The 22347-nt window shown below is 66.2% G+C and carries 28 protein-coding genes, 1 pseudogene and 1 other annotated feature; of the genes and pseudogenes, 24 read left to right on the top strand and 5 right to left on the bottom strand.

Going from position 1 to position 22347, the window contains the following annotated elements; translation table 11 throughout:
• Positions 1 to 230, bottom strand: a pseudogene (locus tag BLT64_RS23190) (IS110 family transposase); the annotation flags it as partial.
• 108 nt (positions 231 to 338) lie between these two features.
• Between BLT64_RS23190 and BLT64_RS23200 the strand changes: the two are divergent.
• From BLT64_RS23200 to BLT64_RS23240, 9 genes are all read left to right on the top strand, one after another.
• Positions 339 to 1567 (top strand): IS3 family transposase gene (locus BLT64_RS23200; RefSeq protein WP_086000164.1). Its coding sequence is split into 2 segments (ribosomal slippage): positions 339 to 627 and positions 627 to 1567, totalling 1230 coding nucleotides; the frame shifts between segments, so codons are not numbered across the junction.
• Positions 620 to 736 (top strand) — a sequence feature (AL1L pseudoknot). (Overlaps the previous gene by 117 nt.)
• Positions 1568 to 1665: 98 nt before the next feature.
• Positions 1666 to 2082 (top strand): hypothetical protein, encoded by a 417-nt coding sequence (locus BLT64_RS23205; protein WP_011749430.1) that lies wholly within the window; start codon positions 1666 to 1668, stop codon positions 2080 to 2082.
• Between the two features lie 449 nt (positions 2083 to 2531).
• Positions 2532 to 3209: a DNA methyltransferase gene (locus BLT64_RS23210; protein WP_011749431.1), complete on the top strand. Its 678-nt coding sequence runs from the start codon at positions 2532 to 2534 to the stop codon at positions 3207 to 3209.
• Positions 3210 to 3280: 71 nt separating this feature from the next.
• Positions 3281 to 3583: a hypothetical protein gene (locus tag BLT64_RS23215; protein ID WP_011749432.1), complete on the top strand. Its 303-nt coding sequence runs from the start codon at positions 3281 to 3283 to the stop codon at positions 3581 to 3583.
• A gap of 325 nt (positions 3584 to 3908) precedes the next feature.
• Complete coding sequence (locus tag BLT64_RS23220) at positions 3909 to 4652, top strand: sulfite exporter TauE/SafE family protein (RefSeq protein WP_041530519.1); 744 nt, start codon at positions 3909 to 3911, stop codon at positions 4650 to 4652.
• Between the two features lie 777 nt (positions 4653 to 5429).
• Positions 5430 to 5837 (top strand): single-stranded DNA-binding protein, encoded by a 408-nt coding sequence (locus BLT64_RS23225; RefSeq protein ID WP_074810690.1) that lies wholly within the window; start codon positions 5430 to 5432, stop codon positions 5835 to 5837.
• 490 nt (positions 5838 to 6327) lie between these two features.
• Positions 6328 to 6531, top strand: coding sequence for a hypothetical protein (locus BLT64_RS23230; protein WP_011749435.1), 204 nt, complete (start codon positions 6328 to 6330; stop codon positions 6529 to 6531).
• Positions 6532 to 6632: 101 nt separating this feature from the next.
• Complete coding sequence (locus BLT64_RS23235; RefSeq protein ID WP_011749436.1) at positions 6633 to 6848, top strand: hypothetical protein; 216 nt, start codon at positions 6633 to 6635, stop codon at positions 6846 to 6848.
• 79 nt (positions 6849 to 6927) lie between these two features.
• Positions 6928 to 7194 (top strand): hypothetical protein, encoded by a 267-nt coding sequence (locus BLT64_RS23240; protein ID WP_011749437.1) that lies wholly within the window; start codon positions 6928 to 6930, stop codon positions 7192 to 7194.
• A 110-nt stretch (positions 7195 to 7304) separates the two neighbouring features.
• Here BLT64_RS23240 and BLT64_RS23245 read toward each other — a convergent pair whose 3' ends face one another.
• Entirely contained in the window at positions 7305 to 7562 is a 258-nt protein-coding gene (locus BLT64_RS23245) for a helix-turn-helix domain-containing protein (protein ID WP_011749438.1), read from the bottom strand.
• Positions 7563 to 7801: 239 nt separating this feature from the next.
• On the opposite strand from BLT64_RS23245, the gene BLT64_RS23250 reads away from it, so the two are divergent.
• From BLT64_RS23250 to BLT64_RS23265, 4 genes are all read left to right on the top strand, one after another.
• Positions 7802 to 8062 (top strand): DNA -binding domain-containing protein, encoded by a 261-nt coding sequence (locus tag BLT64_RS23250; protein WP_024845688.1) that lies wholly within the window; start codon positions 7802 to 7804, stop codon positions 8060 to 8062.
• A 130-nt stretch (positions 8063 to 8192) separates the two neighbouring features.
• Positions 8193 to 8495: a transcriptional regulator domain-containing protein gene (locus BLT64_RS27505; protein ID WP_074810692.1), complete on the top strand. Its 303-nt coding sequence runs from the start codon at positions 8193 to 8195 to the stop codon at positions 8493 to 8495.
• Positions 8413 to 8967 carry a DUF2285 domain-containing protein gene (locus BLT64_RS23260; protein WP_232290590.1) on the top strand — a complete coding sequence of 185 codons (555 nt, stop codon included), beginning with the start codon at positions 8413 to 8415 and terminating at the stop codon, positions 8965 to 8967. Before BLT64_RS27505 ends, BLT64_RS23260 begins: the two co-directional genes overlap by 83 nt.
• Positions 8968 to 9088: 121 nt before the next feature.
• On the top strand, positions 9089 to 9988 hold the full coding sequence (locus tag BLT64_RS23265; protein ID WP_011749442.1) for a DMT family transporter: 900 nt from the start codon (positions 9089 to 9091) through the stop codon (positions 9986 to 9988).
• A 183-nt stretch (positions 9989 to 10171) separates the two neighbouring features.
• On the opposite strand, the gene BLT64_RS23270 is transcribed toward BLT64_RS23265, so the two are convergent.
• Together BLT64_RS23270 and BLT64_RS23275 are read right to left on the bottom strand one after the other, a co-directional pair.
• Entirely contained in the window at positions 10172 to 10570 is a 399-nt protein-coding gene (locus BLT64_RS23270; protein ID WP_011749443.1) for a type II toxin-antitoxin system VapC family toxin, read from the bottom strand.
• Positions 10567 to 10806 carry an AbrB/MazE/SpoVT family DNA-binding domain-containing protein gene (locus BLT64_RS23275; RefSeq protein ID WP_041530329.1) on the bottom strand — a complete coding sequence of 80 codons (240 nt, stop codon included), beginning with the start codon at positions 10804 to 10806 and terminating at the stop codon, positions 10567 to 10569. Before BLT64_RS23275 ends, BLT64_RS23270 begins: the two co-directional genes overlap by 4 nt.
• A 202-nt stretch (positions 10807 to 11008) precedes the next feature.
• Here BLT64_RS23275 and BLT64_RS23280 point away from each other — a divergent pair, with 202 nt between their 5' ends.
• The 11 genes from BLT64_RS23280 (at position 11009) to BLT64_RS23330 (ending at position 21679) form a co-directional block, all read left to right on the top strand.
• Complete coding sequence (locus BLT64_RS23280) at positions 11009 to 11290, top strand: helix-turn-helix transcriptional regulator (RefSeq protein WP_011749445.1); 282 nt, start codon at positions 11009 to 11011, stop codon at positions 11288 to 11290.
• A 10-nt stretch (positions 11291 to 11300) separates the two neighbouring features.
• Entirely contained in the window at positions 11301 to 12413 is a 1113-nt protein-coding gene (locus BLT64_RS23285) for a replication initiator protein A (protein WP_011749446.1), read from the top strand.
• A gap of 295 nt (positions 12414 to 12708) precedes the next feature.
• The gene (locus tag BLT64_RS23290; RefSeq protein ID WP_011749448.1) at positions 12709 to 13197 is read left to right on the top strand and encodes a DUF2840 domain-containing protein; all 489 of its coding nucleotides are present in this window, start codon (positions 12709 to 12711) and stop codon (positions 13195 to 13197) included.
• Positions 13194 to 14681 carry a DNA cytosine methyltransferase gene (locus BLT64_RS23295; RefSeq protein ID WP_011749449.1) on the top strand — a complete coding sequence of 496 codons (1488 nt, stop codon included), beginning with the start codon at positions 13194 to 13196 and terminating at the stop codon, positions 14679 to 14681. The genes BLT64_RS23290 and BLT64_RS23295 overlap by 4 nt, the downstream gene beginning before the upstream one ends.
• Positions 14678 to 15280, top strand: a complete 603-nt coding sequence (locus tag BLT64_RS23300) for a S26 family signal peptidase (protein WP_011749450.1) — start codon at positions 14678 to 14680, stop codon at positions 15278 to 15280. Before BLT64_RS23295 ends, BLT64_RS23300 begins: the two co-directional genes overlap by 4 nt.
• Complete coding sequence (locus BLT64_RS23305) at positions 15277 to 15615, top strand: DUF736 domain-containing protein (RefSeq protein ID WP_011749451.1); 339 nt, start codon at positions 15277 to 15279, stop codon at positions 15613 to 15615. Before BLT64_RS23300 ends, BLT64_RS23305 begins: the two co-directional genes overlap by 4 nt.
• A gap of 3 nt (positions 15616 to 15618) precedes the next feature.
• Positions 15619 to 16425, top strand: coding sequence for a lytic transglycosylase domain-containing protein (locus tag BLT64_RS23310; protein WP_011749452.1), 807 nt, complete (start codon positions 15619 to 15621; stop codon positions 16423 to 16425).
• Between the two features lie 49 nt (positions 16426 to 16474).
• A complete protein-coding gene (locus BLT64_RS23315; protein ID WP_011749453.1) occupies positions 16475 to 17056 on the top strand; it encodes a hypothetical protein in 582 nt (193 codons plus the stop codon).
• A gap of 250 nt (positions 17057 to 17306) precedes the next feature.
• Positions 17307 to 19100 carry a relaxase/mobilization nuclease domain-containing protein gene (locus tag BLT64_RS23320; protein WP_011749454.1) on the top strand — a complete coding sequence of 598 codons (1794 nt, stop codon included), beginning with the start codon at positions 17307 to 17309 and terminating at the stop codon, positions 19098 to 19100.
• 17 nt (positions 19101 to 19117) lie between these two features.
• On the top strand, positions 19118 to 21127 hold the full coding sequence (locus BLT64_RS23325) for a conjugal transfer protein TraG (RefSeq protein WP_011749455.1): 2010 nt from the start codon (positions 19118 to 19120) through the stop codon (positions 21125 to 21127).
• 30 nt (positions 21128 to 21157) lie between these two features.
• A complete protein-coding gene (locus BLT64_RS23330; RefSeq protein WP_011749456.1) occupies positions 21158 to 21679 on the top strand; it encodes a ribbon-helix-helix domain-containing protein in 522 nt (173 codons plus the stop codon).
• 25 nt (positions 21680 to 21704) lie between these two features.
• Here BLT64_RS23330 and BLT64_RS23335 read toward each other — a convergent pair whose 3' ends face one another.
• Positions 21705 to 22247, bottom strand: a complete 543-nt coding sequence (locus tag BLT64_RS23335; protein WP_041530330.1) for an AAA family ATPase — start codon at positions 22245 to 22247, stop codon at positions 21705 to 21707.
• Positions 22248 to 22347 lie beyond the last annotated feature (100 nt).

Below are 22347 nucleotides of genomic sequence, written 5' to 3' on the forward strand. Positions count from 1 at the left end.
GGTGGGATGAGCCGCACATCGTGGCCGAGCTGCTGGATCGCGCGGCCCCATTCATGAGCGCTGGCGCATGCCTCCATAACGACCACGCAACGCGGCTGCGCCGACAGGAACGGAAGCATTTGAGCTCGGGTCAACCGCTTCCTGAACGCGACGCTGCCGTCGATGTGTGCTCCGTGCGCGTGGAAGACGCGCTTCGCCAGATCGATGCCGATGATGGTGGCGTTGTTCATGTCCTTCCTCCTCTTCACCGCAGCTCATCCTGCTACTGCCACTGTGCCACGCCTCGGCACGGCGGGAGGGGCATCCACTCCATCAACTCCTGAGTAGGATGGAGCATCATGAGCAAGACGACGAACAAGTTTTCCCCTGAAGTGCGCGAGCGCGCGGTGCGGCTGGTTCTCGACAACGAGGGTCAACACGCGTCGCGCTGGCAGGCGGTCATGTCGATTGCGGCGAAGATCGGCTGCACCCCGCAGACGCTGAACGACTGGGTCAAGAAGGCCGAAGTCGACAGCGGCAAGCGCGCCGGCATCCCGACCGAGATGGCCGAGAAGATGAAGGCCCTTGAACGGGAGAATCGCGAACTGCGCCAGGCGAACGAGATTCTCCGCAAGGCGTCGGCGTATTTTGCGATGGCGGAGCTCGACCGCCGACCGAAGTGATGGTGGGTTTCATCGACGCGCATCGGGATGCGCACGGGGTCGAGCCGATCTGCGACGTTCTGCCGATCGCCCCTGCCACCTATTATGACCATCTGGCCAAACGTGCCGACCCGGCGCGGTTGTCGGATCGTGCCAAACGGGACGAGGCGCTGCGCCCCGAGATACGGCGTGTTTTCGAGGACAACTGGAGCGTCTACGGCCTGCGCAAGGTCTGGCACCAGCTGCGCCGCGAGGGCTTCGATATCGCTTGCTGCACGGTGGCACGGCTGATGAAGGACATGGGCATTCAAGGCATTGTCCGGGGCAAGCCGCACAAGACGACGATCCCTGACAAGAAGCAGCCATGCCCGCTGGACAAGGTGAACCGCCAGTTCCGCGTGCCTGCGCCGAACATGCTGTGGGTCAGCGATTTCACCTATGTTGCCACCTGGAAGGGGTTTGTTTATGTCGCTTTCGTCATCGACGCTTATGCCCGCAAGATTGTCGGCTGGCGGGTCAGCACCTCGGCGTATGCCGGGTTCGTCCTTGATGCCCTCGAACAGGCGGTCCATGACCGCCGCCCGGTCAAGGGCATGGGGCTGGTTCACCACAGCGACCGCGGCAGCCAGTATCTGTCGATCAAATACACTGAACGGCTGGCCGAGGCGGGCATCGAGCCTTCGGTTGGCAGCGTCGGTGACAGCTACGACAACGCGCTGGCCGAGACGATCAACGGGCTCTTCAAGGCCGAGGTCATCCACCGTCGGGGGCCCTGGCGCAGCTTCGAGGCCGTGGAATACGCAACCCTCGAATGGGTGGACTGGTTCAACAACCGCCGCCTGCTCGAGCCGATCGGGAACATCCCGCCCGCCGAAGCCGAGGCAAACTTCTACGCGGCTCTGGAAACTGAAGCCATGGCCGCGTAACTAAACCAAATCAGCCTCCGGCAAACCCGGCGCGGTTCATACCCCATCTGGCAGCCTGTCGTGAACGATCCCTGAATCCTTTCGGTCTGGAGGCTTCCATGACGCTGATCCTGCTTGCCATCATGCTCACCGCCGTCGCCTGCGTCATCGCCTGGTATCTGGCCATCTACGCGCTGCCGGTGATGGTCGCGGTCGAGACATTCCGTCTCATTCATGCGACCGAGACGGGATTCCTGCTCTCGGCCTTCGCCGCAGCGACCGCCGCGCTGCTGTCGGTGGGGTTGGTGCTCGCGGTGCTGTTCAAGGCGAAGAACCCGATGCTCTGCCTGACGGCACGGGCCGTCTTCGTGATCCCGGCGATGATCGCCGGGTACGCCATCGTGCATGGCGTCACCCATGATGCCATCGACTCCGCCATCGCCCTGAAGCTGCTTTGCGGCACCGCCGGCCTGATCACCGGTAGCGCCGCGCTGATCAATCTGAACGGCTTCGGGGAACTGGCGCCGCAGGGCTGATCCGAGGGGGCGGTACTGACGGACATTTCCGCCTGCCGCCTTTTTTCCTGCCGCATCGAGCCAAGGTGATCCGCGCCCGGCGCGCGGATCGCGGTTGTGCGGAAGCCGGGCAGGGGGCTCGACCGGGCCGTGCCCGGCTCACCCCCGGCCCGAAGGCTTTCCCGTTTCCTGGATTTGTCCGCCACGCATCCGCCTGCCTGGCCGTCAAAGGGCAGGCGCCGCCCGAGGGCGTCGTCGGGGCGCAGGGCCGTGTCCTCGCCTGCGGCTGCGGGCCGCCCCACCCCTGCGCCCCGACCCATGACCGCCAGCCATGCGGCCGCGGGTCGGGCTGCGCCCTCTCCGCTCTGCCTCCGGGGAAACATGCGTTTCCTGAAGTCAGACCGGCGAGGCGCGGCCCATCGGCGGAACAGGGCAAGGACCCTCCGCCCCGAACCCGAAAGGACAGAGACATGACCGGCAAGACCAGCACCCCCCGTAACCTCGTCATCAATGCCGATTGCATCGAGGCGATGCAGGCTTTCGGCAGCGGTTCGGTGGACTTCATCCTGACCGATCCGCCCTATGTCACCCGCTTCCGCGACCGGCAGGGCCGCACCGTCGCCAACGACGACAACGCCCGCTGGCTGCGGCCCGCCTTCGCCCAGATGCACCGGGTCCTGAAGGACGGCGGCTTCTGCGTCAGTTTCTACGGCTGGAACAAGGTCGATTTGTTTGTCGAGGCGTGGAAGGCGGCCGGCTTCCGCATCGTCGGGCATCTGGTGTTCCGCAAGCGTTACGCCTCATCCGCCCGCTTCCTGCGCTACGAGCACGAACAGGCCTATCTGCTGGCCAAGGGCGACCCGGAATCGCCCGCGCGTCCGGTGCCCGATGTGCTGGACTTTCCCTATACCGGCAACAAGCTGCACCCGACGCAGAAGCCGGTGGCGGCGCTGCGCAGGCTGATCGGGGCGTTCACGAAGCCCGGCGATCTGGTGCTGGACCCGTTCAGCGGCAGCGGTTCGACCTTGGCGGCGGCGCATCTGCTGGGCCGCGACTGGCTCGGGGTTGAGCTGGATGTTGAGCATTACCAGACCGCCGGCAAGCGGATGGCGGCCCTGCAAGAGCGGGACCGGAAGGCGGCGGCATAAGCCCTGCCGACAAGGGTGCCCGTCCCCGAGACGGGCACCACACCCCACAGCTTCACGGAAAGGATTTTGATATGCGCTGGATCATTACGAAGGACTATTGGGGCAACTGCCTCGGCCTGGGCGAGGATGCCGACGGCGTTCCCGCACGCGGTAAGCCAGAAGACGGCGACGCCCTGCCGGCGGAGTTCCGGCTTTACACCGCGCGCGGCCGGCTGCTGTTCGAAGGCCGTTGCGGCGACATAGAAGCCGACTGGTGGCACGGCATGGAGCCGCTGCTTTACGCCTGGACCACGTTCCGCTGCCGCCGGCTGACCTGGCGCCCGGTTGGGACGGGTGAATCTTGGCGCCCGCTGCGGCCATGGATTCGACACTAGCCCAAAGCATCACGGCCGCCGGTCCATCGGATCGGCGGCCGTCGCGCGTCCGATCCCTGCCGCACGCCCGCTAAAAATCGCGCTCGCCGGGCAGGACCCTGCTCGCAAGACAAGGCGAAGATATCGGCAGACGCGCCAATGGCTGATGCGAACGGCGCGAATGGCGCGGCGTGATCCGGACGGGGGGAGACCACCCTATCGGAGCCCGGCCGGATCACGCCGGAGGCGGGAAAGGCAGAACGGCGTTCAAACTCCGTCAGCTGTCCTTGGTTATGGCGCATTGGCGGGGCATAAGCTGGGCCTCAAACAGTTGGGGACCGGCATATTGAATATCGACACGGGTCCGCTTGCGGCTCCCTTCCTCGTCATCGCTCTGATCTATGCGGCGGTCGGTCAGGCCGGGGCATCGGGTTACATTGCCGTAATGGGTCTGGCAGGTTTTGCGCCCCTTGCCATGAAGACGACGGCGTTGTCGCTGAATCTGATGGTTGCGGCCATCGGCACAGTTCTGTTCCTGAAGGCCGGGCGTCTTTCGTGGCGGAATGTCTGGCCTTTCGCCATTCTCGGCTTTCCCTTCTCGATGCTTGGCGGAGCGGTCCAGTTGCCGGAAAGCGTCTATTTCCCGGTCGTCGGGATCGTGTTGATCCTTTCCGCGCTTCAGATGATGCGCACGGCGTTTCACGGCAGGCCGTCGGCCTCCGGAACCGTAGTCACACCACCCTTCGGCGCGGCTTTGGCGACCGGGGCCGTCATCGGCTTCGTGTCCGGGACGACCGGAACAGGTGGCGGTGTGTTCCTGGCCCCGATCATCCTCAGCATGAACTGGGGCACGGCCCGGCAGACGGCCGCCACTACGGCGGTCTATAACCTGATGAACTCGGCTGCGGCGCTGGTCGGGGCCTATGCGGCATGGGATCATATCCCGGCCGCCCTGCCGATCTGGCTTGCCGCCGTTGCCATCGGTGGTTCGGTCGGCGCCTGGATCGGCAGCCGTTACCTGTCCGACCGCTGGCTGCGCGGAATCCTTGCGTTCCTGCTGCTGGTTTCAGGCATCAAGCTCATCTGGTAGCGGCCAATCCTTCCGCGTGACTGCCAGGTCGCCCGCCGCAGGCATGACATTCGTACCCTTGTCGGACGTGCCGTCCCGTGGAAACCCGGGCTGGAGCCTTTGCGCCTCAAACCACCCGCGCAAATGGGAATATCATCGCCAACAAATCGGCCATCGTCTTGGTCTTCCTCGATCTGCGGCCTCCAGACTACGGAAATCTTTCATCGCCGCCGACCGTGCAGCCATAACGGTCCTTGCCTTCTGCATCCTGCCATTCTGTGCTGTGAATGCCCGCCGCGATGCGACCAGCGTCCCGCCGGCCGCAATAGTGCCGGATGATCCGGCCCAGAGCCGAGGCAACGGCAGCCATGCCATGCCGCGCCCCAGGTCCGATACCTGATCCTTCCCGCCCCGGACGACCCGGCCTTCCGGCGGCGGGCGCAAGGCTGACCAGCAAAGGGAAGCGAAGCGGCTCCGCCGCGGGTGGTGCGGGTCCCAGGGGCTTTGCCGACAGGACGGAACCGGCAAGGACGCCGCCGTTCTGCGATCTGTCCCCGATCCGCTTCCGGACGCACCAATCCCTCCGCCTGTCCGATCCCCTAACTCCGTGCGGTTTTCACCAACAACCCCCAAGGCTCCGGACCGTGTTGCCGCGCGGGGCGCGGCTGCCCGCCCCACTCCGAAGCCTTGCGGGCAGGCTGCCGCCCAAGGGGGCGGCAGTTGCAGGGGCCTCCCGACGGACTTGGCCGGGTCTCGTCGGAGGGAATGGTCCCTCCTGTGAAGCAACGGAGACCTACAATGCAGAACATCGTCATCCTCGCCGGCACCATCCGCCAGGCCCCCGAGACCCGCACCACCCGCACCGGCACCGACGTTACCCGCTTCAAGCTGGTCACCTCGCGCCCGCGCTATTCGGAAGGCCGGGTCGTGCGCGACGAGAAGGGCTATCGGGTCGAGGACGCGGAATGGCACCGCATCGTCGCCTTCAACGGCCTGGGCCGGACCATCCAGCAATATTGCGACACCGGCACGAAGGTGCTGGTGCGCGGCCGCATCCACTACACGAAATGGCAGGATGCGGAAGGCCAGGACCGCTACGGCTGCGAGATCGTCGCCGAGACGGTGGATTTCCTGAGCCGGGCGCCGCAGACCGAGATCGACGAGGACGAGGGCCGGTTCATCGACGAAGACGACATCCCCTCCTGAGCGGGAGGCCAAGGGCCCGGCGGTTCCAGCCGCCGGGTTTTCCCATGGGCGCGGCGGATCGCCCTGAGGCCGCGCCGCCCAGAGAAGGCTTCCCGACCGGATCGACCGGCCGGGAAGCCTCCGGCGCGGGCCTGCTGCTTTCCCCCGACCTCGTTCTTCTCCCGCGAGGAAGAAACTGGGGCTTGGGACAAGGGGCTGGGGAGCGAGGCAACAGGAGGGCGACATCCGACGTGAGCACCAATCCCGGCCCAGAAGCATGGGTTGAGGCAGGGACGGCGGGCGAAAGGGAGGCTGGAGGCGCGCCTAAGTATCTGAAAATAACGAATAGAAACGCACAATCGGCTTGCGATAGAACATTGTTTTTGCTAGATTATTCGTAAGGCGCGCAGGTGGTCGACACCGGCCGGCGCCATGCTCCCCGCAACGCGGGGTCGGGGTGGTGGAAGGGGTCTGATGGATCGACCCCGGAACGGAAGCCGGAGAGACGTCGATGCATACCGCGACATTCGAGATCAACATTCCCAGCAACCCGCTGGCCAGCCGCATCAACCTCGAGGACATCGAGATGGGCATGGACGCCGATACCGGGGTCAAGGCCCGCGCCAGCCGCCACAGCATGACCCTGACGGTTAGGGTTGCTGCAAGCGATGCCGCCGACGCCGCGAAGTGGCTTCAGAAGATGGGCCTGATCTGAGCTAACTGGCGGAAGCGCACAGCCCTTCAGGCGGAAACGCCTGAGGGGTCCGGTCAGCAGAAGCGCCCGGATCGGACCGGGGCGCAGACTGGAGACCAACCATGAACCACCACCCAAGTACCGTGACCGAACTGATGGCCGAAGCCGCCAACGCCCTGATCCGCCGCGACTCGCACCGGCTCGAGGAACTGGAGCGGATCGCCAGAGGATGGATGCAGACCCAAGACGAGGAACTGGCCCAGATCATCCTTCTGCAGGCGATGACCGAAGCCGCCGACCTCCTCCTCGACACCCCGAGCGAGATCGAGAGCGCCTGACCCCACCGGTGCTGACAGCCCGGCCCCGCCATCACGGGGCTTGCGGCAGCAGGAAACCACCCTACCGGGAGAAACTGACATGACCGCAGCCGAACGCACTGCCCGCCGCCTCGCCAATGCCGCGACCCTCGCCACCGCCTTTGCCGAGGGTCGATTCCGCAAGGTGACGGTGAGGGAAGCATGGGGCCTCGGATGGGACGCCGAGGCCGATGAGCCGGAGGTTTTCGCCGAATGCGGGTTGCACGCGATCCTGAACGCCGATCGTACCGAGATCCAGATGATGGCCGACGACGACGGCGAATGCTGGACCATCCAGATCGCGAGCGGAGAGTTTTGCCCCGCCTGACCCTCCACCGGGACCAGAGATCCCGCCGAGACAAATGGACCTGCGAGCTCATGCATCCGGCTTGTGCGGCAGGCAAGTGCCCGCTGGAAACGCAGCGGCGGCGCTCCGGGCTACTTGTCAGGCTTTGGCGGCTCCGCAGATGGCAGCCGGTTGCCTACCGTAGGCCGCTTAAGCAGGTCGGACGCTTCCATTTCCAGGACCGAGGCCAGGCGATCCACGACATCGATGCTGGCGCCGTAAACGCGGCGCTCCAGTGAGCTGATATAGGTTCGATCGATATCCGCACGATGCGCGAGCTCTTCCTGCGACAAGCCTCTGGCTTGCCGCGCGGCCCGCAGATTGTGCGCGAATATCTCCCGAATCTCCATCACCGACAGATCGGTGACTTGATGAGCATTCCACCACGGAGTATTCTCTACAAATGGGATGCCGAGGTTTTTGCCTCCGATGTGCGGGCATTCGGAGTTGTACCAAGTTACTGTGTCTGGTTAACGATGCGGAGCAGGATCCGTCTCGTGGAACACGGCTCGTTGTGGAACGCGGCCCGGCATGGAATAGTGCTGCTGCGGGAAAACATCGCGATCACCGCCCGGACGGGAGAGGGGATGTGACGGAAAAAGACTATCTGGAGGATGTGCCGACCGGCCCGGAACTGACCGATTACGACCGCCGGCACCAGAAGCTCTACATGCGGCTGCACGATTCCGCTGACGACGGAGCCGACTGGCGCGAAGCCGTCCAGATCCTCTTCGGTCTCGATCCAGAGCGCGAGCCGGAACGGGCGCGCAGGATCTACGACAGCCATCTTGCCCGCGCGCGCTGGATGAAAAAGGACGGCTACAAGCTTCTGCTGCGCGACGGCCGCTGATCGCAGGTAGAAATCCGCCGATTTGCCTCTGCCGCACCCTCCCTTGCCCGGCAGGGGGTATTAGCGCAGACAAAAACTTCCAACCCTTGGCTGAACGCGCGAGAACTGGCTTCAACCTGGGGGTATGGATATGAAACCCGACCTGTCGAAGTGGCGATCCTCGCCGAGCTACGATTTCGTTGACGAAGTTGCAGCGCCCGATCTCGCCTGGGAATGGCTGCGGCGCAACGAGGACTATCAGCAGGACTATCGCGCCGTCGCGCGGCAAGAGGCAATGGATGCGCCGGGCATCCTTCGGTTCCGGAATCGCTGGGGGCTTACGTTTCCCGGTCCGGCCCGGACTGTCCTGCGTGGATACGCCGGTCTACTGGCTGCCGTCCTGCGAGACCGGCAGCCTCGTGCTGGATGCGCTACCCTCCGTTCTGCCTGCTGAGGGCAACCTGGTCGACCTTTTGAGAGCGGCTGATGCCCGGGCGGACGCCGCCGGCACCTGGTTCCGCTATGACATCGGTGATGGCCGAAGCCTGCACCTTTTGCGGCTGGCGGGCGTCGAGGAACACGGGCCGCTGGCAATCGTCATCCCGCTCGATGCCGATGGGCTCGACCGGATCGAGGCCGCCACGCGTCTCCTCTGCTTTCTCATGCGGCGGAGCGTGCCCCCGGACCGGCGCTTGACCGAACGCCAGCGCCAACGGGCACGTCAAATGCTGCAGGCCATCGACGGGCGCATGAGCGGGGCGAGCTATCGCGACATCGCCCGCGCGATCTACGGCACTGACCGGGTCCACGCAGAGGCCTGGAAGACGTCAGCCCTGCGCGATGCCGTCATGGGCTTCGTCAGGGACGCCCGCGCGATGATCGGCGGCGGCTATCGCCGCTTGCTGCGGCGGCGCCGGCGGAAGTAGCTTTCGGGGCTTTCGGGGCTTTCGGGGCTTTCGGGATGGTGGCCTTCCAATCCTTCGCGCAAGGTCGCAAGGTCTGCCCCGGGCCAGATGCCCGCCTCAATTCCGCTTCCTGAGAACGATCATGACCAATACGCCAGATTTGCTACGACTGATCGCGACAGTCTTCATCGCGGTGACCTGCGTGGTCATCGGGGATACGGCGGGCAAGCTGCTGACCGGCGGCGGCGTGGATCCCTTCATCGTGGCATGGTCGCGGTTCTTCCTGGCCGCGCTGATGCTGCTTCCCTTCAGCGGCTTGACCCGGCGGGAACTGCCGGCATTGCTGGACTGGCGCGTCCTGCTGAGGGCCGGGCTTATCGCCAGCGGCATATGCTGCATCCTGACCGCCCTGAAGACAGAACCGATCGCCAATGTCTTCGGCGCCTTCTTCGTCGGCCCGGTCGTGTCCTATGTCCTGGCGATCCTGTTTCTGGGCGAGCGGCCATCGGCGCCAAGAAGCCTGCTACTGGGGCTCGGCTTCGCGGGCGTGATGCTGGTGGTCAAGCCTGGTTTCGGCAGTTCCGCCGGCATGGGTTTCGCCCTGGCGGCGGGAACATTCTACGGCGCCTATCTGGTCATGACCCGCACCCTGGCGGGAAGATTCCGGCCGCGATTCCTGCTGATCTCGCAATTGCTGATCGGGGCCGTCGTCCTGACGCCCTTCGGGTTGCAAGCCGATTTTCCCGTGCCGGACGTGCCCTTGCTGGTGCTGCTTCTGATCAGCGCCGTCGGTTCGGCCGTGGGCAACTTCCTGCTGGTCATGGCCAGCAGGACGGCCGAGGCCAGCCTGATCGCGCCCCTGGTCTACAGCCAGTTGATTTCGGCCACGGCGCTGGGGATCGTCGTCTTCGGCGAATGGCCCGATCTCGTATCACTGGCGGGGCTGGTGTTGATCGCGATCTCGGGGCTGGGCTCGCTGCTGGTTCACCAGCGTGCGGGCAGGGGGCGCCTATCGACCCCGCCTTGCCCGCGCACGCTGTGATGTCGCTGGACGTCTGGAACCGCCCGCATGGAACCTCGGTAATCCTGCGTCGTCGGAAGGACGCGCGGTCCCGCCGTCTTCCGCAGGCGCCTTTGCGCGATCAATCCGAAACAGTTCGGGCTTGAATGAACCCGCTGGCGGCGATGCCCTGCTCGTTGGGGCGGCTGGGCTTGCCGCTGCCTGTCAGGATCCGAGCAGCCGCATGCCGGCATGGCTCGCGGCGCCGCGGTCGAAGGTCAGGGTCTCGCTGCAGCCTTCGAGCCGCCCGCCATGCGCGATTAGCGCATCGGCGAAATCCGCCTTGGTGGCGCGATAGGTGGCCAGCGCCAGATAACCGGCCTCCGTGTGCTCCACGATCAACTCGCGCGACCGCAGCAGCACCTCCACGGCATCGGCCATGGCCTCGCGCGTCATCCGATAGGCACGCGTCAGCACCCAGACGGTTTCCACCAGCACCACCTGCGAGACGAAGCCGGGCTCTTCCGGCGTAAAGCCCTCGACGATCTCCGTGGCGATGGCCGCCTGTGCGGCGTCGTCCTGCGCCAGATAGCGCACCAGCACATTGGTATCGATGCCGATCATTCGCCGGTCGCTTCGCCCAGGATCGCCGCCTGCATGTCCTCGAGGCTCACCGGCTTGTCGGGCCGGGGCACGATGCCCTTCAGCGCGCGGATCGAATGCGAGGCGGGCACGACCGCGTAATGGCCGTCGTCCATGCGCACGAAATCCACCCGGTCGCCGGGCGTCAGGCCCATGTCGAGGCGGACCTTCTGCGGGATGGTGATCTGGCCCTTCGAGGTGATGGTCGCCGTCGGCATCGGAGCGGTCCTTTCTGTCGGTAAGGATACAAGTAAGGATGACATAGCATCACGTCAAGCTTCGTGGTCTGGGAGTCAGCCAGGGGGGTGAGAATTAGTCACCCCCAACTTCGCACTCCCTGCGGCCGTTTCTTCTTCGTCACCCTGTCCTCCATACGCCGCTGCCCGCCAGCGGCCCCGCGAACCGCACGGAGGCCCGACGATGAAGCCCGATCTTACCGACCTGCCGCCGCGCTTCCTGCGCACACCGGAAGCCGCGTATTTCCTCGGCCTCTCCGGCCGGACGTTGGAAAAACACCGCAGCTTCGGCACCGGCCCGGTCTTCCACAAGCTCGGCGGCCGCGTGGTCTATGCCGTCGACGACCTGCAGGCCTGGGCCGAGCGCGGCGCCGTCACCTCGACCTCCGATCCGCGCGGCACGGTGCTGCCCGCCAAGCGCCATGCCGTGGCGCCGCCGGCCCATGCCGGCCGCTACCGGCGCTGAGGGGGCAGCGATGAGAACGTCCCGCCGCACCCGTCTTTCCGGCGAGCGCCGCCGCCTCAGCCCCTTCGTGGTGACGGGCACGGGCGGCGAGGTCCGCCCGCGCGATCAGCGCGATCTGATGGAACGTCCGTTCTTCTCGCTCGCAAAGACCAAGCGCCTGACGCCCATTCACTATGAATCCGGCGGTGTCCAGGTCCATGTCCAGGGCTTTCCCGAGCACGGCATGGCGACCATCTGGGATGCCGACGTGCTGATCTGGGCCGCCAGCCAGATCGTCGATGCCGAGAACGCCGGGCTGCAAACCTCGCGCTTCCTGCGTTTCACCCCCTACCAGCTCCTGACCGCCATCGGCCGCCAGACCGGCGCGCGCGACTATCGCCTGCTGAAAGGCACGTTGGCGCGGCTGCAGTCGACGGTGATCCGGACCACGATCCGGCATGGCGAGCACTGGCGCCGACACCAATTCTCCTGGATCGGCGAGTGGGAAGAGATGACGACAGCCGGGGGCCGGGTCGAGGGCATGGAATTCGTGCTGCCCGAATGGTTCTATCGCGGCGTGCTCGACCGCTCGCTGGTCCTGACCATCGACCCGGCCTATTTCCGGCTCAAGGGCGGCATCGAGCGCTGGCTCTACCGCGTCGCCCGCAAGCATGCGGGTCGCCAGCCATCCGGCTGGTGCTTCGACATCCCGCATCTGCATGCGAAGTCGGGCAGTCTCGTCCGCCTGTCGGATTTCGCGCTTCAGATCAGACGGATTGCTCAACGGCAATCCCTGCCGGGATATCGGCTGCGGATCGAGCGCCGAGGCGATGTCGAGATGCTGCGGATCCAGCCTGTGAGTTATCCACAACGACTTGTGGATAACTGCGTGAATGGTATCGGGACTTCGGACGCACGAAATGTGGACGATATCGGGACATCACACGCAGGACTATCGGGACTTCGCACGCACGGATCGCAGTCAAGCCTTTGGGATAGCAAAGGGAATCCGGCCCGTAACTTATCTAACTTAAAAGACTCTAACATAGTAGAGGCGCGCCGGGCGGTGGATAACCCCCGCCCGGGCGCCCATACGGTCCCTCATTCGCGAAACCGGCGCGGGCCGGAAGGGGGCGGCGAATGACCCCGCATGCGCTTCCCCTGTCGCAGCCAGGAGCATGCTTTCGCTTTTCGCAGCCATACCACGATCCGCTGCGAGCACCTACGACATCCTTCACTTTCCAAACGCGGGTCGGCGTAGAATGGCCGTTGCCCTCAAAGCTGGGCGCGATCCGGCTGGCGAGCGAGAGTTCCCCTGAATCGTGGATCGCTGCGCCTTTAATCGTTGAACGGGATTTCCCTATATTCGTGGACTCTAACCGCAAGCCGGTGCCGATCTTGTCGTGTATCGCCCGGCACCACGGTGGCGGAGGCATGCAATGAACGGCGCCTTCATGCATGTTGCTCACCGTCTTACCTTTGTCGACCTGATCTGGCAGGAGAAGCGGATCGAGCACTGGCTGCGTTTCGGACGGTTCTGCCAGGAGCACCGGCTCGACCGTCGCCGCCGGACGATCGGCTTCGCGCCCGGCAATGTCTTCGCCGTCGTGCGCTGGGCGGGCAACGATTACGGCACCGTGGTCTCGCGCCTCGACATCCTGCGCGCCGTCGGGCGGGGCGAGGCCTTCCAGACCCTGCCTTTCGTCAAGCCGGGGGCGGAGATCCTGCTGCGGATCAGCGGCTGGCCCAAGGTCGAGCGGGTGCTGCAAGCGGTCGACGCGGTCGAGGCGCTGGGCATCGATCCTTGCGTGGTTTCACCCGATCACTGGCGGCATGTCCACAACCGTATGGTCGCGGGCGAGCCGTTCCGGACCTACACCAGGGCCCAGCATGCCGCATGGCTGAAGCGCCGAAGGGTCGGCGTATGAGCGCCCGTCGCACCCACCTTTCCCTGCCGTTGCGCGTACTCGACCTCTTCAGCGGCGCCGCGGGCGGCTGGTCGCTCGGCCTGCATCGGGCGGGCTTTGTCACCGTCGCCGCCTGCGAGATCGTCGCATGGCGGCGCATCCTCTATTCGGAGAATTTTCCGCATGTCAGACTCCACGAGGACGTCCGAACCCTCACGGCAGCTCGACTTGTTTCCGACCTCGGTGGCCTGCCGGAGATCATCGTCGGCTCGCCGCCATGCCAGGACATCTCGAGCGCCAACACCAAGGGCAAGGGGATCGAGGGCGAACGCTCGGGCCTCTACCTCGAGGCCGTGCGGCTGGTTGGAGAGTGCCGCCCTCGCTGGTTCGCTTTTGAGAACAGCTCTGTGCTCAGAACTCGCGGCGCCGACCGGCTGCTCGATGAGCTGGAAGCGCTCGGCTACGCCTGCTGGCCATGCGTGGTGGGTGCTGCGGATATCGGCGCCAACCATGTCCGCAAGCGGTCCTGGCTCATCGGCTGCGATCCCGAACAGCTTGCCGACACCCGTGTCGCAATCCCAGCAGGGTGGATTGCGGCTGGAGGGCGGATCGGGGGCGCGGAAGGCGATGAAGGACTCGGGTCTTTCCGATCTGTTCCGCAACCGACCCTTGCCGACGCCGATGGCCTCGGACGGGATGAAGGACGGCGCCGGCGGCGGCGCGGGATCGACATATCCGCTGCGGATGATCCTGGCGACGCCGCGGAAGTCCGACGCGCATCGCGGTGGCCGGGGCGATCTGCTGAGCCAGTTGCAGGGCCACAACAGCCACCATGCGGGCATGATGGGCACGCCGACGGCGAATGCGGCACCGCGGGGCAGCGTGTTGCGCAAGCACAAGGGCCGGATGACCTCGGATCAGGACCGTTTCGACCGCAGCCCGACGATCGGCGAAGCGCTGCATTTCGACAGGCGGGTGCCGGAAATCCTGCCGACGCCGACGAAGCGGGACAGCCGGATGGACGGCTGGAGCCCGGCCTACGACCGTCGGAAGTCGCCGACCATGGATGCGGTGATGGACGGGGCGATGACGGATCGGGCGCCGGACAAATGGGCCGGGGCGCGGGCGCTGGCGGCGATCTTGCGGAGCCATGGCCTGACTGGAACGGCGGCATTGCCCATCACATACGGGTGGATGATGGGATTTCCGCCTGGCTGGCTCGCACGCACCTTGCGCTCGGCAGCCGCAAAGGGACGTCTGCGGCGAGCCTGATTGTCGAAGCCTTCGGCGATGCGGTGGTGCCGCAGATCCCCGAGGCCATCGGCCGCGCCATTCTGCGCAGCGAGGCCGCGCTGAACGCGGTGCTCGGTGGTGCTCCGGCGAACGATGCCGCTAACGACGACGGTCAATCCATCGACGCTGGCCGAGGGAATGCCGCGCCCAACGACAATGCTGTCGATGAAGCTGCCAGTGGCAGCCCGACGGACCACGGGGGTGCGCCATGATCCGCAGAACGCGCACCACCTATCTCGCCGCAACTGCTGCCGCCGTGATGGTGATCGGTGCTGTTTCCGTCACCGACATCACGCCGCGGCTGATCTGGAACGCCAGCGCCAGCCTGCCCATCGGCCTCTACCGCGTCGAACCGCCGACCACGCTCACCCTTGGCGATCTGGTCGCGGTCGATCCGCCCGAACCACTCGCCCAGTTCGTCACCGCGCGCGGCTATGTCGGCCCCGGCGTGCCGCTGCTGAAGCGCGTCGCCGCCCTTCCCGGCACGCGGGTCTGCCGCACCGGCGCCACGATCACCGTCCAGGGTGAGGCCATCGGTGAAGCGCGCGAGCGCGACAGAATCGGCCGGCCGCTGCCCACCTGGCAGGGCTGCCAGGTCGTCGGCACGGACGAGGTGTTTCTCATGAACCGGGAGGTCGGGGACAGCCTCGACGGCCGTTATTTCGGTCCGCTCCCGCTCGCCAGCGTCACCGCCCGCATCGTCCCGCTCTGGATCGATGCGGCGGGCGACGGCCGCTTCCGCCGGCCTGTGGCCGGCACGGAAGGCGGCTCCCAGAACCTCTCTCCAACCGCAACCGAAGAGACCAAATGATGCCACAGATCGGAGAATTCACCCGCACCCAATCCGGCTACGAGGGCCGCATCCGTACCGTCACCCTCGACCTGAACCTAGTCTTCGTGCCGACCCACAATGCCGATATCGAGAAGGCGCCCGATTACCGGATCCATCTCGACGGCGAGGACGGCCCGGAGATCGGCGCCGGCTGGACCCAGAGCGGCGAGAAGGCCGGGACCTATATCTCGGTCGCAATCGACGACCCCGCTTTCGTGCAGCCGATCCGCGCCCGGCTGTTCCAGTCCGACGAGCAGGGCCGGCACTGGGGTCTGCACTGGTCGCGCCCCAGAAAGCGCGACGAGCGGGACTGAGCCATGCCGGTATCCGTCAAACACCGTGCCGGCGGGCAGGCCTGCGCCGCCCGCCAGGCCGCAATCCTTCTTCTTTCCGGCTTGACATTCGCCGCCGTCCCGGCTGCCGTCCCGCTGGCGCAGACCGTGCAACCGGACGTGCAGGAAGCCAGCGATCCCTTCGCCGCCCATGTCGCGGATGCCTCGCTGCGCTTTGGCATTCCGGCGCACTGGATCCGTGCCGTGCGCCATGTCGAAAGCCGCGGCAATCCGCAGGCCGTCTCGCCCAAGGGCGCCATGGGCCTGATGCAGGTGATGCCGGAGACCTGGGCGGCGCTGCGCGCCCGCCATGCTCTCGGCAGCGATCCGTTTGACCCGCGCGACAACATCCTCGCCGGTGCCGCCTATCTGCGCGAGATGCACGACCGCTACGGCAGCATCGCCGGCATGCTGGCGGCCTACAATGCCGGGCCGGGGCGCTACGACGAGCATCTGGTCTCGGGCCGGGCCCTGCCGGCCGAGACCCGCGCCTATGTCGCCGCGCTGGCACCGATGCTCGGCGGCGAGCCGCTTTCCGGCATGAGCTTCGCTGCTGCGCCACCGCGCGACTGGCGCGAGGCACCGCTGTTCATCGGCAGCCCGGATGCGGAACGAGTGCAGCCCGGCGGTCTGTTCGTGCGCCGGTCCGATGCAGAACCTGCGCAGTCCGATGGCGCATTGGCTGCCGATCCGGAACCGCCTGCCGAGCCGTCTGACACCGCTCAAAGCGCCCGCGCGCCGCAATCCGATGGCCTGTTCGTCCGCCGGTCGGACGCAGGAGCTGTGCAATGAAAAAATATTCCAATCGTCTCGCGGTGCGCGCAGTCGGAGGGCTTGGCAGATGAAGATCGCCTATGCGGACCCACCCTATATCGGCTGCGTGCATCTCTACCGCGACCGCCCCGATTACGCCGGCGAGGTCGATCATGCGGCGCTGATCGACCGGCTGGAGCGGGACTACGACGGCTGGATCCTACATGCCGCCGCGACGCCCAAATCCATCGCGACTCTCGCCCCGCTGATTGAGCCGACGGGCGCGCGCTGGATGGCCTGGGTGAAGGGGTTCGCGGCCTTCAAGCGCAACGTGCCGGTCGCCTGGGCCTGGGAGCCGGTGATCGTCAAAGCCGCCCGCAAGCCCGTGGTCAGCAAGCGCCTAGTGCTGCGCGACTGGCTCCAGGAAAGCATCACCCTGCGCCGCGGATTGACCGGCGCCAAGCCCGAAGCCGTCTGCCATTGGGCATTCGAGATGGTCGCCGCACGGCCGGAGGATTCGCTCGACGACCTGTTTCCCGGCACCGGTGCCGTCACCGCCGCGTGGCATAGCTGGCAGCGGAAATTCGCCCTGCCGGGCGATCCGCTGCCCGATTTGGGACCATCCGACCGCGCACGGCGAGGGCGTGCCCTCCCAAGGGGGCCGTCATGAGCGTTTCTCCGTCGGATCGTAGCACAGGGGGTTTTAGCGTAGAGCCGGTGGGTGCGGCCCTGCGGACCGCGCCCACCGGCTTGTTATGGCAAGGTAAAAGCCCCGGTGCGCCAAAGACCTACGCCATTGACATGGCGGGTCTTTTCCGGGGCCGGTCGGTCGGCGACGGTGCCGCCTTTTTGGGATTTTCCTGCGATTTAAACGGTGTTTTCGGCACTGTTGCGGAAATCGCCGGGCAGGGAGGCCCAGGATGAGCGCAGACGATCACGAGTTCCGCATCCGTCCGGGCAGGCCGCGCTCGACCCCGGCGCCACGCAGCGGCAGCTTCGTCAATCAGGTGCTGCGCGCGGCACGGAAGGCGGGGCCGGTCAGGGCGTGGTCCTCCAAATCGAAAGGGTTTCCCCGCCCCGGTCACTCCACCTTCGGGCGCGGGCGCGCCGGCTTCGGCCGCTCGCGGCTGTTCTCGCCCCAGCGCCGGGTGGTGGTGAAAGCGCGGGTGGTCCGGCACAGGGGCCGGTCCTTCCGCTCGGCGCCGATGACGGCGCATCTCAGCTATCTCAAACGCGAGGGCGTCAGCCGCGACGACAGCGACGGGCTGATGTTCGATGCCACCTCCGACGATGCCGACGATTCCGCCTTCGCCGAACGCTGCCAGGACGACCGGCACCATTTCCGCTTCATCGTCTCGCCCGAGGATGCGTCCGACATGACCGATCTGCGCGCCTTCACCCGCGATCTGGTCAGGCAGATGGAGGCCGATCTTGGCACGAAACTGGACTGGATCGCCGCCGATCACTGGAACACCGACAATCCGCATGTGCATCTGCTGGTCCGTGGCGTGGATGACGGCGGCAAGGATCTGGTGATTTCGCGCGACTATATCAGCTACGGCTTGCGCTCCCGCGCCGAGGATCTCGTCTCCATCGAACTCGGCCCCAGGCAGGAACACGAGATCCGCTCGGCCCTGGAACGCGAGGTGACGGCGGAACGCTGGACCCGGCTCGATGCGGCGATCCGGCGCCAGGCCGACGATCTGGGATTCATCGATCTGCGCCCCGATGCGCCAATCCGGGGCGAACCCACCGGGCGGAGTCCCGAACCTCGGCGATTGATGATCGGGCGGCTGCAACATCTGGAGAAGATGGGTCTCGCCACATTGGCCGGTCCCGGCGAATGGATGCTGGGGCTGGAGGCGGAGACCACCCTGCGCGACCTCGGCCGGCGTGGCGACATCGTCAGCCGGATGCACCGGGCCTTCGCCGCCCGCGACGAGGAACGGGGCGTTCTGGACTATGTCACCGACAGCGGCCAGGACGGCGCGTCCGTTATCGGCCGGCTGGTCGATCTGGGCCTGCATGACGAACTGACCGGCGAGGCCTATGCGGTGATCGACGGCACCGACGGCCGCGCCCATCATATCCGCCTGCGCGGGATCGAGGCCTTCGATCAGGCCCCGCCGCTCGGCGGCATCGTCGAACTGCGCCGCTTCGGCGGGCCGGAGGATCCGAACCCGACCCTGCGGCTCGCCCATCGTTCCGATCTCGATCTGCAAGCCCAGATCGCCGCGCCCGGCGCCACCTGGCTCGATTACCGGCTGGTCGAGCGCAAACCGATGCCGCTGGCCATGGGCGGTTTCGGCAAGGAGGTGCGCGAGGCGATGGATGCCCGCGCCGAGCATCTGGTCGGGGAAGGCCTCGCCCGGCGCGAGGGTGGGCGCATCCTGGTGCGGCGCCATCTGCTCGCAACCCTGCGCCGCCGCGAACTCGATGCCGTCGGCGCCGATCTCGCCCGGAAAACCGGGCTGCCGCATGTGCAGGCCCGGCCCGGCGATCATGTCGCCGGCACCTGCGGCCGGCGGATGTCGCTCTCCTCGGGCCGCTTCGCCGTCATCGAGGGTTCCGGACCCGGCGGAGGCCTGGGCTTTCAGCTGGTGCCCTGGTCGCGGGATCTCGAAGGCCAGCTCGGTCGGCATGTCTCCGGCGTGGCGAAACCCGGCGGCGGCATCGACTGGTCGCTTGGGCGCAGGCGCGACCTCGGCCTCTGACGAAAGGAGATATTTCCATGTCCGGCACGAAGATCCTCTGGGGCCAGATCGCCGTGGTTTTCCTGATCGTGCTGATCTCGGTCTGGTCGGGCACGCAATGGGCGGCCTGGCGGCTCGGCTTCCAGCCCCAGCTCGGCCCGGCCTGGTTCGAACTCTGGGGTATCCCGATCTATTACCCGCCCGCCCTGTTCTGGTGGTGGTACTTTTACGACGCCTATGCCCCGCGCATCTTTGCCGAGGGCGGCGTCATCGCCGCCTCGGGCGGGTTTCTCGCCATCGGTGTCGCCATCACCCTGTCGGTGATGCGCGCCCGCGAGGCCGCCGATGTCGACACCTACGGCTCGGCGCGTTGGGCAGCGCGGCCGGAGATCGAGCGGGCGGGGCTGCTCGGCCCCGACGGCGTGGTGCTGGGCAAGCTGGGCGAGGACTACCTGCGCCATGACGGGCCGGAGCATGTGCTTTGCTTCGCGCCGACGCGCTCCGGCAAGGGCGTTGGGCTGGTGGTGCCGACGCTGCTGACCTGGCCGGGCTCGACCATCGTCCACGACATCAAGGGCGAGAACTGGCAGCTCACCGCAGGGTTCAGGGCCAGGCATGGCCGGGTATTGCTCTTTGATCCGACCAATGCGGCCTCCGCTGCCTACAATCCCCTGCAGGAGGTGCGGCGCGGCGAATGGGAGGTGCGCGACGTCCAGAACATCGCCGATATCCTGGTCGATCCCGAGGGCTCGCTGGAAAAGCGCAACCATTGGGAAAAGACCAGCCACGCCCTGCTGGTCGGCGTCATCCTGCATGTGCTCTATGCCGAGGAGGACAAGACCCTGGCGCGCGTCGCCGCCTTCCTCTCCGACCCGCGCCGCTCGATCGAGGCGACGCTGGCGGCGATGATGAAGACCCCGCATCTCGGCGAGGCCGGCCCGCATCCGGTCATCGCCAGCGCCGCGCGGGAACTGCTGAACAAATCCGAGAACGAACGCTCAGGCGTGCTGTCCACCGCCATGTCCTTCCTCGGCCTCTATCGCGACCCCGTCGTCGCCCAGGTCACCAGCCGCTGCGACTGGCGTATCGCCGATCTGATCGCGGCGGAAAAACCCTCGACGCTTTACCTGGTGGTCCCGCCCTCGGATATCTCGCGCACCAAGCCGCTGATCCGGCTGGTGCTGAACCAGATCGGCCGCAGGCTGACCGAGGATCTGCATGCGAAGGACCGCGGGCACCGGGTGCTGATGCTGCTCGACGAATTCCCGGCGCTGGGGCGGCTGGACTTCTTCGAATCCGCCCTGGCCTTCATGGCCGGCTATGGGCTGAAGGCTTTCCTGATCGCGCAGTCGCTGAACCAGATCGAAAAGGCCTATGGCCCCAACAATTCGATCCTCGACAACTGCCATGTCCGGGTCAGCTTCGCCACCAACGACGAGCGCACCGCCAAGCGGGTCTCGGACGCCCTCGGCACCGCCACCGAGATGAAGGCGATGAAGAACTATGCCGGGCACCGGCTGGCGCCCTGGCTCGGGCATATCATGGTCTCGCGCTCCGAGACCGCGCGGCCGCTGCTCACCCCGGGCGAGGTGATGCAGCTGCCGCCCGAAGACGAGATCGTCATGGTGGCCGGCACCCCGCCGATCCGGGCCAGGAAGGCGCGCTACTATACCGATCCGCGTTTCCGCGAGCGGATGCTGTCCCCGCCGGATCCGCGCGAGGCTGTGCCGTCGGCGCGGGCGGACGACTGGACCGGGCTGACGCCGCCGAAGCCGGATGGTTTGGTCGAAAAAACGGACGTCAAAAAAGAAGAGGGCAGGGCGAAGCGCCAGGACAAGGCCAATTCCGGCCTGCGCCGCGAGCCGGAACTGCCCGAGCATGTCGAGATCGTCCACGAGAGGAAGGAACCATCGCCGGAGGACGAGTTCAGGCATCTGCTCGGCGACGATCAGGAGGATGCGGTCCGGCAACGCCAGGCCCTGCGCCGCAAGATGGCTGGTGTTGCCCGGCAGACCTCGATGGATCCCGGCGACGACATCCCGATGTGACCGCATTCACCTACAGAAAGGAGACCGGCCATGCGCCAGCGTCTGAACGTCTATTTCCCGCCCGCCCTGCTGCGGCAAATCTCCGATCTCGCCGACAGCAGGAAGGTCTCGCGATCGGCCATCGTCGAAGCCGCCGTCGCCTCCTTCCTCTCGCCCGACGATGCCGACCGGCGCGAGGCTGCCTTCGCCCGCCGGCTCGACCGCATGTCGCGCCAGATCATGCGGCTGGAGCGCGATGTCGGTCTCTGCGCCGAAACCCTGGCGCTCTTCGTCCGCTTCTGGCTGACCGTCACGCCGCCGATCCCGGCCGAGGGCTATGCCGCCGCCCAGGCCAAGGGCCGCGAGCGCTTCGAGGGCTTCGTCGAAACCCTCGGCCGCAGGCTGCAATCCGGCGAGAGTTTTCTCAGAGAGATCCCGGAGGATGTGGCCGGGGCAGGAGAGGATCCTGCCAAACCCGGCCCTGCCACTGATGACCAGGGCATTGCGCCACGTGATGCGGTACCTGCGGAGGAAGCGAAACGCCAGGAAGCGAGCGACTGGCGGGGCCGATGAATGCCAGCCAGACATGGCGGCGCGGTCAAACGGCTTTCAGACAGTCCACTACGAAATCGGCGCGCTCCTCAATCCCCGCCAATGGAAGCTCTACGAGCTGGTAGCCGAGCCGGTCATAAGTTTCAGCCATGATCCTGCCGGTTGCCCTGGCCTCCTTCAGGTCCTGCTTGCGCTCGGCGTCCTGTATGAAGATGGCTTCCCAATAAGGGGCGAGGAAAACCTGCTTGTTGTAACGGTGGAGTCTCGCCGCCGTCTCGATATGGTCCGGGACAGGCAAGCCGCAAAGCGTGAGATAGCCGACAACATCGGGTATCCCGCGATCCATCAGGACAGGACCATTCATCGCCCGAGCCTCGCGGTAGGAGCGTAGTTCCCAGCCCAGCATGAGTTCGGCGAACATCGCGCGATCCGACCAAGGCAAGGCCGATCCGCCGATCCGGACCTGATCCCGTATGACGGCCCGGCCGGCCTCGGGCATGCTGCGGAAGCCCCGCCTGCTCATGGCATCGATCAGGCTGCTCTTGCCGGAGCCGGGGCTGCCGGTCACGACGAACATATGATCACACATGTGCCAACCTCGAATTTCTCTATGATAGGAAAATGCACTGATGATCCGGATGTCAGTCGGGCGGGCTCATCACGCTGGGGCAAGGCTAGCCACAGAAACA

Origin of the sequence: Paracoccus denitrificans (genome assembly GCF_900100045.1) — a bacterium.
In the GTDB taxonomy this organism is placed as follows: domain Bacteria; phylum Pseudomonadota; class Alphaproteobacteria; order Rhodobacterales; family Rhodobacteraceae; genus Paracoccus; species Paracoccus denitrificans.